Origin of the sequence: Wolbachia endosymbiont of Aedes albopictus, assembly GCF_024804185.1 — a bacterium.
Taxonomy (GTDB): Bacteria; Pseudomonadota; Alphaproteobacteria; order Rickettsiales; family Anaplasmataceae; genus Wolbachia; species Wolbachia pipientis_B.
The window spans coordinates 373017-385444 of record NZ_CP101657.1; the positions used below are offsets into that span (position 1 = coordinate 373017).

Genomic DNA, 12428 nt, shown 5'->3' on the forward strand with positions numbered 1-12428 from the left:
TTTCTACTCCTTTGTATTTACTTTTATAGTTTTACCTTCCCAAGGCGATAGGCTATCAAGCATACGAAAATCTTGCGGCAAATCTATAGGATTATATACAACCTTTTTTGCCTCTATATCGTATCTTACTTCCTCATAACCAGTGAGAGGGAAATCTTTTAACATTGGGTGACCTTTGAATCCATAGTCTGTTAGAATCCTACGCAAATCAGGGTGATCAGAGAATTCTATTCCATACATATCAAACACTTCACGCTCAAACCACGAAGCTGTGCTAAATACCTTTGCTATGCTTGGAGGCATATCGCCCTCACATAACTGAAGCTTTATGTGTACTCTAATATTATGCACAATGCTGAGCAGATTGTATATTAGCTCGAAACGCTTCCCTCTATTTGGATAGTCAACCCCAAAAATATCAACTAATAGTTCAAACCTACACTTTTCATCATCACGTAGAAAGGATAGGTGCTTTTCAATTTCATCTAAAGTTGAATATATTACAATAATGCCATCATCTTTTTGAATGCACTCACACTTGGTCTTTTTTTGTATATGCCTTGCAGTTTTATCCATGCTTTATATTCTGAGTTCGTTTTATTTTGTTTTGTAGGCATAGCATTCCATATAGCAACGCCTCAGCGGTTGGTGGGCACCCAGGAACATACACATCAACCGGTACAATTCTATCACAGCCTCGGACTACTGAATAAGAGTAATGGTAATAACCACCACCATTTGCACAACTTCCCATAGAAATAACATACTTCGGGTCTGCCATTTGATCATAAACCTTGCGCAATGCTGCTGCCATTTTATTAGTTAGTGTGCCAGCAACAATCATCACATCTGATTGACGTGGGCTTGCACGGAACATTATACCATATCTATCAAGATCATAACGGCTAGATGCGGTATGCATCATCTCAACTGCGCAACATGCAAGACCAAATGTCATTGGCCACAATGAGCCAGATCTTGCCCAATTCATTACATAATCTGTTAAATCACCAAATTTAGTAACAAGAAACCCTTCTTTTTTATAACGACCCCAGTCATCATTAGATAGAATTTGATTTGTCATAAACTACTCCCACTCTAATGCACCTTTACACCATTCATAGATAAAACCTATAGTGAGTATTGCAAGAAATACCATCATAGACCAAAATCCACCATAGCTTATCTTAGATAAAGAAACAGCCCAAGGAAAAAGAAAAGCAATTTCTAAGTCAAATATTATAAATAATATTGAAACTAGGTAAAATTTAATGTCAAAATTTTTTCTTGCACTGGATAATGGATTGAAGCCACACTCATATGTGGAAAGTTTTTCACCATCTGGATTACTCACTGCAAGAAACATAGGCAATATACCTAAAGCAAAAGATACTACAATTGATACGCAGATAAAGATTACTATGGTTAGATATTCGCTCATTTAACAAAACACATAACACTATGAGTTTACATGCTTTCCTAACTTTTTACCACCTAAAATATGCACGTGAAAGTGTGGTACAACCTGCTCTCCATTTTCACCGTAGTTAGTGACTAACCTATACCCTGTTTTTTCTAGATTATATTTATGTGCTATCTCTCTTACAGTTTTGAAGAAATTTGCTATTTCCTCTTCAGAAGCTTTTAGAATAAAATCATCGTATGAAATATATTGATTTTTGGGTATAGCTAAAATGTGAACTGGTGCATCAGGGTACTTATCGCGAAAAGCTAGTACATTTTCATTTTCATGTACCTTCTCACAAGGTAACTCATCTCTTAATATTTGAGCAAAGATGTTATTGCTATCATAAACTTCATTGCTCATATTCCTCTTCCTTTATTTCTTTCTACATCAGGTGTAGATAGTGGTTTTATTACTTCACCAGAGGCATCTTCAAAATTCAAAAAAGTACTTTCCAATCCTTCTACTTGCTTTTTGATATCTTGTTCTGATAACTGCATATTTTTTATAGGAGAAATAGCTTCTTTACTTTTACCAAAAGGAAACTCGTTAGGATTAGTAATGTTAAAAGATTTTACTAATTCATCTGTACTTGTAACAGTTTCTGAGGACTGCCCTGGTGACTTTCCAGTTTGTGCTGACCTTAGAGTTTCTGATGGTTTGTTCTGATTATCATATTCTCGATACAATTTTTCTGCAATACCATACAGCAATTTTAAGTCTGTGTGAACTTTAAATTCTCCACCAGTGATTTCTGCAAACTTCTTGAGGTCGCCTTCAACTTTATTAGCAATTCCTTTAAGAACAAGCTCTTTTATTTCTTTCTCGCTCTTGCCTTTATTATCAGGATTAGTTTTAATAGTGTTAGCTATTTCCTCAACGTTAATTTCAATTACAATTTTGTTTTCTTCTCTGAAAATAGTTACATTTGGCAGGTTTTTCTTTATTTGACCTAATTGTTCATCGTTCAAATAAGGTATATCTCCAATAAGAGTCCTTGATGCTAAAAATTTTACTTTCCCATCCTTACAGCTTATTATTTCTACACCAAGATCTTTACTAGCTTGTGTGGTTTTTATGGGTGGGTCATATTTTTCAAGCTCGCTGCCAATAACATAGCGCCCGCCATTTTTTATGTCGTGCCACATTTCGCCCCAAGACTTAAACCAGTTTTTTGGCTGTATAGGATATATTATACCTCCAAATAGAGCTTTTGCACCTCTACCCAGAAAACTTCCTACTCCCGAAGCTGTATTACCAACTTTAGCTAGTATAGAAGTAGATTCTTCATTTTGGTCGTTTTTTGGCATACACACCTCCAAGGTACTTTCTACAACTAAATACATTTTAATTATAGACGAAAAAATTTAAACTTCTATATCCATTATAAGATAGAATTATAGGGATTGCAACCATTATTTGTACATTATCTAAAACATGTAGTATTTTCGCTACTTTTATTGTTCAATTTATTATAAAGAATACTCTATTATGTTTAAATGGAACACAAATAATATCATTGATGCAACTGGCGGAACAGATGTAAATGTTTGCAATTGGATACATAGCTCAAATATTTCAACGGACACAAGAAACATAAAGAAAGGTGATTTATTTATTGCCCTCAAGGGAAAGAATTTTGATGGCCATAATTTTTTGCATGAGGCGTTTTTAAAAGGGGCTGCCGCTGCAATAGTGAGTGAGGGTAAATATAAAAATTTCCCTCTCGTTATTGTACAAGATACCCTAAAAGCTTTGCATGATATGGCATCATACTACATTAGAAATGTTCTTGTTGATGCTAAAGTTATTGCAATTACAGGCAGTGTCGGGAAAACTACTACAAAGGATATGCTGCACACTGTTTTATCGCAATATGGAGTGTCCCATGCAAACGAAGGTAACTTAAATAACAATATAGGATTGCCTTTGACAATTCTAAAAGCTCCAAAAAACTGCCAGTACTTAATCCTTGAAATGGGAATGAATAAAGTTGGTGAAATAAAAGAATTATCAAAGATTAGTAATCCAAATATTGCAGTTATTACCAACATCGAACCTGCACATACTAAAAATTTTTCATCACTATTTGACGTTGCACAAGCGAAGTTAGAAATTCTGTATGGTACGAAAAATAACGGTACTTTGGTCTTGAACAGAGATAATAAATATTATGATTATCTCTCATCACATGCCAATAGAAATATAATAAGCTTCGGTAAAGATAAAAATGCTGAAGTTTGCTTATTAGACATAATAAGAAACGATGACGGGTTAAATTTAAAAATAAGACTAAATAATAATCAAACTATAAACTGTAATTTACGTGTGCAAGGTGAGCATTTTGCTTATTCGCTACTTGCTGTTGCAGCAGTTATGCAAAGCCTCAGACTTGATTTATCAAAATTACCACTTGCACTTAAGAATTTTAGTGTAACGAAAGGTAGAGGCAATATTCATAAGGTCAAATACAATAGAAAATATATACATTTAATTGATGACTCCTATAACGCCAGCCCTACTTCGATGAAAACTGCAATAAAAACTTTGAGTACATATTCTAATCAGAGAAAAGTAGCTTTGCTTGGTGATATGTTGGAACTTGGTGATAAAAGCATAGAATTTCATACAGATTTGGTTAAGATTGTCACAGAAAATAATATAGATAAAATTTATACAGCTGGTAAATTTATGTTAAAATTGCATGAGCTTTTGCCAGATAGTATAAGAGGCACGCATTTTGATGATTCTAATCAATTGAAAAGTGATTTAGCTAACATTATTCAGAATAATGACGCAATTCTAGTTAAAGGCTCACGAGGAATGAAAATGGATCTTATTGTACGGGAATTCATAATAGAATATTAAGCAAAATCATTGTATTAATTTACAGTAACAAATTATTAGGAACTTTAATCGTGACAAAACGTGTAATTATTTTTGGTGGAACGGGGTTTATAGGGAAACACATCGTAAGACGCTTGGCAGCAGAAGGATATTTAATAAAGATATTCACTCGTAATCAGGAAAAAGCTGCTTGTTTAAAATTGTGTGGCAATTTGGGACAAATATCAATATTTAAAGGCGATTTTTTTGATGAAAAATCAGTTCTAGAGGGTATGGAAGAATGTGATGTAGCCATAAACTTAGTGGGAATATTATATGAAGCAAAAAAGCACGATTTTTACGCTGTTCACGTTAAAATAGCTGAAAGGATAGCAAAAGCTGCAAAAATGAAAAATGTACCTATGATGATACATTTTTCTGCTATGGGAATAGAAAGTAGCAAGTTGTCAAAATATGCTCAAAGTAAATTGGAAGGTGAAAAAGCTGTAACTTCAGCATTTCAAGAAGCAATAATAATTAGGCCAAGCCTTGTATTTGGTAAGGAAGATAACTTCTTTAATAAATTTGCAAGACTAGCAACTATTCTTCCTTGCTTACCACTAATTGGCAATGGAACGACTAAATTTCAGCCAATATGTGTAACAGACTTAGCTGAAGTGGTATATCGTATTATCAGTTTTAGTAAGCAAGACAAGAAAATTTATAACATGGGTGGACCAAAGGTTTACTCTTTCAAAAGCTTATTGAAGTTTATTCTGAATGTTACTAACAGAAAGTGTTTGTTGATCAATGTATCTTTTCCAATGGCAAAGTTAATAGCTTTCTTTTTAGAAAATAAAATTATTTCTATGTTGCTAAAACCAATAACCGGAGATACGAACCCTGTGCTTACTCAAGATCAGGTGAAAGTTATGATGAATAGCTCAATCGAAAAGTCAGCTGACCTTGAAACAATGAAGGTTCGACCATTAGCAATTGAAAATGTGGTGCCAGAATACTTGAAGATTTATAGAAAGTATTGATAGAAGAGTGTGCCCGGTAGGATTCGAACCTACGGCCCTCAGCTTAGAAGGCTGATGCTCTATCCAGCTGAGCTACGGGCACACGACATATATAAAATGCTTCTTAGTACAAGTGAAGTCAAGCATTTCGTGTGAATATGATGTTTATCTTACAACACCTTGTCATTGCAGTTGTGTGTCACGCGCTGCCGAAATTGGATGCGAGAAGTCCATTTATTTTAGAAAATATTATATAGAAAGTTGCTTGACAAACTCCGCCAGGTCCTTTATTGTAGTGTTAAGGGTATTTATGACTCAAAACTTGTTTTTGACCTGCAGGCTCAATGACAAAATTCAGTAAAAACTCAGAGTATTTATTGGCGGATTACATAAAATTATAGCGGCTGCATGTCTTTTTTATTTTTTCTACATTCAGCCAAATCGCGCTTAAACTAAGCGTCAGCACATTATTACAGCGCCACTTACAGTAATATAGAGTCAAAACTCGCACCACGGGGCTTCTTTTGCCTTTTTTTCTGTTTAGTAAATTTCTTAAATATTTATAGCTAAACGACAACCGTCATCCCGCAGCGGGATCTCTTGTTAGCGCCGCGGCGGAATGACGGTTCGTGGCGGAATGAGGGTTAAGCAATTCGTCATCCCGCTACGTGTTAGCGACTAAGAGATACCGCGAATGAATCGCGGTATGACGTAGGATTGCTGTCATCCCGCAGCGGGATCTCTTGTTAGCGCCGCGGCGGAACGACGGTTCGTGGCGGAATGACGGTTAAGCAATTCATCATCCCGCTACGTGTTAGCGACTAAGAGATACCGCGAATGAATCGCGGTATGACGGTTCGTGACGGCATAACAGTTTGCGGCGGTATGACGGTTCGTGGCGGTATGACGGTTAAGCAATTCGTCATCCCGCAGCGGGATCTATGCTGGGAGATACCGCGAATGAATCGCGGTATGACGGCTCGCGGTGGAATGACGGTTAAGCAATTCGTCATCCCGCTACGTGTTAGCGGGATCTCTTGTTAGCGCCGCGGCAGTATGACGTAGGGAACCCTCTCTTGGGTTAGCTATAAAACTAATCAGCATCTTGTTTAGCACATACAAATTAAGTTTCACAAATATAGTGCTAAACCTTGACATGCTATAGCTACTTCTTTCAATTTAGTGGTGGGTTTTGACAGTACACATGCCCTTTCACTAGCTATCTTAAATACCACAGAAGCTACAACCGTTTTAAGTATCACAGAAGTTACAATCGTTGCATTTATATTCTGTGCTTTAACATTTACTCTACTTTCTATTGGAAGCTTTACCACCCCTACATCATTACGTACAGCAGTATGATTTATTTCATTTTCAGTTCCACTACTATTCTGCAACAAGATATCCCCATTAACTTTTATTTCAACATTTTTGTCACTACTACCATTGTTAAAATTTAATCCCTCGTCTCTTCTACTTTGTCTTTTTTGTCTTTTTTCTCTTAATTTTAATTTTAATTCAGTTTCTCTTTTATCAGGGGTAGGAAATGGAATGTGAGTTTTTTCCTGACCATCTTGATTTATAGCTCTTGTTATATTGAAAACTTCGTTGCTTTGACATGATATTGTATAAATAAGTGGTGCGCAGATTTTCTCTTCACCATCTTGATATTTTATGGTTATTGTTGCGTTAAGAATGTCTTCCAGAATATCGTTTTCTCTAGCTATGTCTAAAATTTTTTGAATAACTTTGCGATCACGTAATGCGGCAAGTAACTTATCAGTTGCTTTTTGATTATTTTGATGTTTTATGGTTATTGTTGCACTAAGAATATCTTTCAGAATACTGTTTTCTTTAGCTACTCTTAACATTTTCTCAACAGCTATACTATCTTTACGTAGTATAGCAAAAGCAAGTGGTGTGTAAGTCACTTCTCGGCTATCTGAATGTTTTATAGTTGTTGTTGCGTCAAGAATGTCTTTCAGAATACCGTTTTCTTTAGCCACTCTTAACAATTTCTCAACAGCTATACTATCTTTATGTATAGCATAAGCAAGTGGTGTAAAAGTTACTCTCCTACCATTTGGATATTTTATAGTTGTTGTTGCGTCAAGAATATCTTTCAGAATATTGTTTTCTTTAGAGACTTTTAAAATTTCTTCAATAGCTTTGCTATTTTCACATAATATGGCATAAGTAAGTGGTGTAAAAGCTGCTCTCCAACCCTCTGGACATTTTATAATTGTTGTTGCGTCAAGAATATCTTTCAGAATACCGTTTTCTTTAGAGACTTTTAAAATTTCTTCAATAGCCTTGCTATTTTTATATAATATGGCATAAGTAAGTGGTGTGTAAATTTCTTCCTGACCATCTGGACATTTTATAATTGTTGTTGCGTCAAGAATGTCTTTCAGAGTATCGGTTTCTTTAGCTACTCTTAACATTTTCTCAACAACTATACTATTTCTATGTATAGCATAAGCAAGTGGTGTAACAGTTGATTCTTTACTCCGATGTTTGCTTACTTCCGTAGTAAGAATCCTTTGTTTTTTCTCTTTAGATATTTTTTCTAGTTCTTCAGCAATGCTACTTTTTTTGCCTTTTATTTTTGATGCTAATTTTAAAATACTTTTTTCATCTTTCTCTTTCAATTTCGAATCATTCACCTGATAAGTCGTTTTTTTTCTCAAGATCTTTTTTATTGTACTCAACATAACATTTACTCTCTTCGTGGTTATAATATTTGCTTTTATGAATCAGTTGTGTTGATAATGTATTAATTGCATAGTTCAGACATTGTTTTATAAAGTAAAATTTTAGTAGACCACCTTACAAGAACGTTTCTTGCTAATTCTAAATCAGAAAAAAAGACACAGTAAAGTCATTTATAAGGGAAGAACGAAACTTGTAGCTAACGTGAATCAGATTTACCGACAATTTGAAAAATGACAAATTCGTCATCCCACTGCTTGTTAGCGGGATCTCTTGTTAGCGGATGAGATACCGTGAATAAATCACGGTATGACGTAGGATTACTGTCATCCCGCTGCTTGTTAGCGGCTAAGAGACACCGCGGTGGCATGACGATAGGTTCCAGTGTCAGCTATTTGAGTGACACAGTTTTTGCTTGAACCCGTAACGTTCGTACATTTTGCTAAAAGTTCAAATATCAACATCATGCACGTTGAGCGCATTGCTATTAATAAAATCACGGCGTGGTTCAACTATATCACCCATTAGTATTGAAAATATGGAATCAGCTTCTTCACAATCTTTTATTTCAACCTTCAATAAAGTTCTAGCCTCAGGATTTAACGTAGTATCCCATAGCTGATCAGCATTCATTTCACCAAGACCTTTAAATCTCTGCAGAGTTAAACCCTTTTTACCATAGTCCATTATTATTTTTGCAAGCGTACTTGGAGAAATGATTCTTATTTCAGTTTCTTGTGACTTTAAAAATGAATCACCATTAAATAAATTACTTATACCATCAAGCAAACTTAATATGTTTTGCATATCTTTGCCTTCAAGCATACTAAGTGCAAATATATATTTGTCTGCCAATCCTTGAAATAATTTAGAGATGTGAATTTCTTTTTCTTCATCTTTTATTTCTACTTCCCAAGTATATTCGCTGTACATTAACTTCAAATATTTTAATATTTCATTAGCAGATAACAGTGCATTCTTTTTGCTTAAAATTAGCAATGACTCTAAGAGATTTTGTGGTATTTCTCTATCATAATTTTTGCTAATATTAGAAATGCTAACGCATTTATTCAAAATAAGGCGCAAGTTGTTAAATTCTGTAGCTGTACCACTTAGTGTTAATCTTTTAACTGCTGAGTTTATTATATACTCTTCAAAAGTTTCGTCGTCTTTAATATAAGTGTCTTTAGCATTCTTTGTAACTTTATAGAGGGGTGGCTGTGCTATGTATAAGTAGCCTTTCTCAATAACTTCACGCATGTGTCTAAAAAAGAAAGTTAGAATCAAAGTTCTGATATGTGAACCATCAACATCTGCATCTGTCATGATGATAATTTTATGATATCTAGCTTTTTCAATATCGAAGTGTTCACTCCCTATTCCAGCGCCAATTGCAGTAATTAAAGAGCCTATTTCTGCAGATGAAAAAATACGATCTAAACTTACACGTTCTACGTTTAGAATTTTTCCTCTTAAGGCAAGCACTGCCTGTGTTTTACGATTACGCCCCTGCTTTGCAGTACCACCTGCTGAATTACCCTCTACTATAAATAATTCCGATAACTCAGGGGCTTTTTCCTGGCAATCAGCAAGCTTTCCTGGCAGAGTTGCAATATCAATATTGTTTTTGCTTTTAACTAACTCTCGTGCTTTTCTTGCAGCTTCTCTTCCTTTTGCTGATCTGATTGCTCTTTCTACTATACTTGCTGCCAATTTTGGATCAGTTTCAAGGATTGTGCTCAATTTATCAGAAACTATGCTCTCCACAACTGTACGCGCTTCAGAACTAACTAGTTTATCTTTTGTTTGTGAAGAAAACTTAGGATCAGGCATCTTGAGAGATAAAACACAAGTTAAACCTTCTCTAACATCCTCTCCAGTTAAATTTACTTTTGCTTTCTTTAAAAACCCTTCATTAGTTGCGTAGTTATTGATACATCTAGTTAGTGCAGATCTAAATCCTGCCAAATGCGTACCACCATCTCGTTGCCTTATATTATTCGTGAAGCATAACATATGTTCATAGTAGGAATCATTCCATTCCATCGATATTTCCAAGCTGATGCCAAGATCTTCTGCATCTCCTTTCATACTGGCAATTTTAGTTACATGTGTCTTATTCTTATCTAAGTACCACACAAAATTCGCTGTACCAAAATTGTCTTTAGATTGATTGCTCTGATTGAAATGAGATTCTGTATATGGCTCATTGCGCAGATCACGTAAAGTAATGTTGATATTTGAATTTAAAAATGCTAATTCTCTTATACGATTTTCAAGCGTTGAGTAACTGAAATCAATGCCATTAAAAGTCTCTGTTGATGGCATGAACGTGACTTTAGTTCCTCTTTTGTTTGTATTTTCGTTGACTACCTTTAAAGGTTCAATAGACTCACCATCTTCAAAACGCATAAAGTGTTCTTTCTTATTGCGCCAAATAGTTAATTCCAACCAGCTTGATAATGCATTCACAACTGAGATTCCAACACCATGTAATCCCCCAGAAACTTTATAGGTATTACTGTCAAATTTACCACCAGCATGGAGTTGAGTCATTATTACCTCTGCTGCTGATATTCCTTCTTCTTCATGAAGGTCAGTTGGAATGCCACGACCATTATCAGTTACAGATACTGAACCATCTTTATTTATGCTAACTTCAATTTTATCACAATATCCAGCTAAAGATTCATCTATTGCGTTATCAACAACCTCATATACCATGTGGTGCAAGCCAGATCCATCATCAGTGTCACCAATGTACATACCTGGACGTTTCCTTACAGCATCAAGACCCCTTAAAATTTTTATTGCATCGGCATTATAACTATTTTCCATTAGATTGCTTCATTTATACACGTTAATTGATGTTACATTCAGATATACTAGTTAGCAACATTTTTAAACTGATAACCCATGTTAAAAGCACAACTTTACGAATGTTTATTTTTAAAGACAGCAAATAGTGTCATTCCAACGCGTCTTCCCGGTGGAGATTAAATTATAATGCTCATGCAGTTGCATGCTCGACTAATTAACAGAAAAATCTATAATTCAGTTTACGTATTTTCTTATCTCAGCCAAAATCTTATCAGATTGACTTTCGTCTGAATTTAAATCAGCTGCAAAGTGTGTAACATATTTTCCTCCATGGCCAATAAGATATATTATCGAAGAATGGTTGATTTCTTCTTCTCCGTCTACTTTGCTTGCATATACTTTATATTTCGCAACTACTTCGTCTATTTTTTCTCTTTCACCAGTTAACATTTGTATTCTATGGTCAAATTGCTGCTGAAATTCTTTAAGTCTTTCCGTGCTATCGCGCTCAGGATCAACTGTGATGAAGAATGTTTGTAGCTTGTTGTTAGTTTTCTCATCTAACTTTGCAAGTGTTTCTGAAATTATCCCAAGGTTCATAGGACAAATTCTTTTACATGAGGAAAATCCAAAGAAAATCATCATGTATTTATCTTTAAAATCACTACTGCGCAGGATCTGTCCGTCCTGATTAATTAAAGAAAAATCTCCGCCTATCTTAACTTCCGCGTTGTGAATCGCTGCTGGGGCAAATATGCCTTTTTTAGTGAAATAACAATAACCTAAAAAAACAACTGCTAATGCTGCTAGCACATTAGATAACAATCTTATAAACCTTACCATTAGAATGCTCTCAGTAAAATCAAATTGTATCTTTATTGGTTAACCTATTCAATATATTTATCCCAAAGTGTATTGTTAATTTTGTCTAACAGTTTCTTATGTTCATCAATTTCTTCACTATTTGGTGAATGTTCTCTGGGAGTTAGATTACGCACTTTATGCTGAACGAATGTAGAGTTACTGTCCTGATTGCATTCATTATCAAACAGAAAGGTTTGTAACCCTCCTGTAAGTTCAACATATACCTTTGCAAGCAATTGAGCATCAACTAGTGCTCCGTGCAATTCTCTATTCTCTAGCGATATATCAAAACGCTTACATAATGCATTCAAAGAAGCAGGTGATCCTACGAATTTTTTCCTCGCAAGAGGTAATGTATCTAGCACTCTATCTGAGGAAATTAACCTAGCATTCAGCTTGCTTAACTCCATATTAAGGAACTTAACGTCAAATTCAGCGTTGTGAATTATCAAAATATCGTTAGATATGAAGTCAAGGAATTCAAGTGCAACATCTGAAAATAATGGTTTATCTTCTAAAAATTCTTCACTAATACCGTGAATCTTAAACGAGTGATAAGGTATATCTCTTTCTGGGTTAAGGTACCGATGGAATACTTTACCTGTTGGAATGCGGTTAATTAATTCCACACACCCTATTTCAATAATTCGATGACCAGATACAATGTCAAGACCTGTCGTTTCAGTGTCAAGTACTATTTCGCGTAGCTTGCTTTCCAT

13 protein-coding genes and 1 tRNA gene are annotated in these 12428 nt (G+C 34.9%); 4 read left to right on the forward strand and 10 right to left on the reverse strand.

Going from position 1 to position 12428, the window contains the following annotated elements; genetic code table 11:
• Positions 1 to 3: 3 nt before the first annotated feature.
• Genes NHG98_RS01910 through NHG98_RS01930 form a run of 5 tightly spaced genes read right to left on the reverse strand, consistent with a single transcriptional unit; the run spans position 4 to position 2775 of the window.
• On the reverse strand, positions 4 to 576 hold the full coding sequence (locus tag NHG98_RS01910; RefSeq protein ID WP_096617322.1) for an NADH-quinone oxidoreductase subunit C: 573 nt from the start codon (positions 574 to 576) through the stop codon (positions 4 to 6).
• Positions 569 to 1084 carry a NuoB/complex I 20 kDa subunit family protein gene (locus NHG98_RS01915; RefSeq protein WP_096617324.1) on the reverse strand — a complete coding sequence of 172 codons (516 nt, stop codon included), beginning with the start codon at positions 1082 to 1084 and terminating at the stop codon, positions 569 to 571. Before NHG98_RS01915 ends, NHG98_RS01910 begins: the two co-directional genes overlap by 8 nt.
• Positions 1085 to 1087: 3 nt before the next feature.
• Entirely contained in the window at positions 1088 to 1441 is a 354-nt protein-coding gene (locus NHG98_RS01920) for an NADH-quinone oxidoreductase subunit A (protein WP_096617326.1), read from the reverse strand.
• An 18-nt stretch (positions 1442 to 1459) separates the two neighbouring features.
• On the reverse strand, positions 1460 to 1828 hold the full coding sequence (locus tag NHG98_RS01925) for an HIT domain-containing protein (RefSeq protein WP_096617328.1): 369 nt from the start codon (positions 1826 to 1828) through the stop codon (positions 1460 to 1462).
• Complete coding sequence (locus tag NHG98_RS01930) at positions 1825 to 2775, reverse strand: hypothetical protein (RefSeq protein WP_259245492.1); 951 nt, start codon at positions 2773 to 2775, stop codon at positions 1825 to 1827. The genes NHG98_RS01925 and NHG98_RS01930 overlap by 4 nt, the downstream gene beginning before the upstream one ends.
• A gap of 181 nt (positions 2776 to 2956) precedes the next feature.
• On the opposite strand from NHG98_RS01930, the gene NHG98_RS01935 reads away from it, so the two are divergent.
• Together NHG98_RS01935 and NHG98_RS01940 are read left to right on the forward strand one after the other, a co-directional pair.
• Positions 2957 to 4333, forward strand: a complete 1377-nt coding sequence (locus NHG98_RS01935; protein ID WP_096617330.1) for a UDP-N-acetylmuramoyl-tripeptide--D-alanyl-D-alanine ligase — start codon at positions 2957 to 2959, stop codon at positions 4331 to 4333.
• Positions 4334 to 4383: 50 nt separating this feature from the next.
• Positions 4384 to 5334: a complex I NDUFA9 subunit family protein gene (locus NHG98_RS01940; RefSeq protein ID WP_096617332.1), complete on the forward strand. Its 951-nt coding sequence runs from the start codon at positions 4384 to 4386 to the stop codon at positions 5332 to 5334.
• An 8-nt stretch (positions 5335 to 5342) separates the two neighbouring features.
• Here NHG98_RS01940 and NHG98_RS01945 read toward each other — a convergent pair.
• A tRNA-Arg gene (locus NHG98_RS01945) sits at positions 5343 to 5416 on the reverse strand.
• Between the two features lie 734 nt (positions 5417 to 6150).
• Here NHG98_RS01945 and NHG98_RS01950 point away from each other — a divergent pair.
• The gene (locus NHG98_RS01950; protein WP_259245493.1) at positions 6151 to 6357 is read left to right on the forward strand and encodes a hypothetical protein; all 207 of its coding nucleotides are present in this window, start codon (positions 6151 to 6153) and stop codon (positions 6355 to 6357) included.
• Positions 6358 to 6443: 86 nt separating this feature from the next.
• Here NHG98_RS01950 and NHG98_RS01955 read toward each other — a convergent pair whose 3' ends face one another.
• Positions 6444 to 8027, reverse strand: a complete 1584-nt coding sequence (locus NHG98_RS01955) for a WD_0033/WD_0034 family tandem repeat-containing protein (RefSeq protein WP_096617298.1) — start codon at positions 8025 to 8027, stop codon at positions 6444 to 6446.
• 291 nt (positions 8028 to 8318) lie between these two features.
• On the opposite strand from NHG98_RS01955, the gene NHG98_RS01960 reads away from it, so the two are divergent.
• Positions 8319 to 8444: a hypothetical protein gene (locus NHG98_RS01960; RefSeq protein WP_259245495.1), complete on the forward strand. Its 126-nt coding sequence runs from the start codon at positions 8319 to 8321 to the stop codon at positions 8442 to 8444.
• 31 nt (positions 8445 to 8475) lie between these two features.
• On the opposite strand, the gene gyrB is transcribed toward NHG98_RS01960, so the two are convergent.
• The 3 genes from gyrB to dnaQ all read right to left on the reverse strand — a co-directional run bounded on the left by gyrB (position 8476) and on the right by dnaQ (position 12428).
• Positions 8476 to 10863 carry a DNA topoisomerase (ATP-hydrolyzing) subunit B gene (gene gyrB, locus NHG98_RS01965; protein WP_096617296.1) on the reverse strand — a complete coding sequence of 796 codons (2388 nt, stop codon included), beginning with the start codon at positions 10861 to 10863 and terminating at the stop codon, positions 8476 to 8478.
• Positions 10864 to 11079: 216 nt separating this feature from the next.
• Positions 11080 to 11688: an SCO family protein gene (locus NHG98_RS01970; protein ID WP_096617294.1), complete on the reverse strand. Its 609-nt coding sequence runs from the start codon at positions 11686 to 11688 to the stop codon at positions 11080 to 11082.
• Between the two features lie 44 nt (positions 11689 to 11732).
• The gene (gene dnaQ, locus NHG98_RS01975) at positions 11733 to 12428 is read right to left on the reverse strand and encodes a DNA polymerase III subunit epsilon (RefSeq protein WP_096617292.1); all 696 of its coding nucleotides are present in this window, start codon (positions 12426 to 12428) and stop codon (positions 11733 to 11735) included.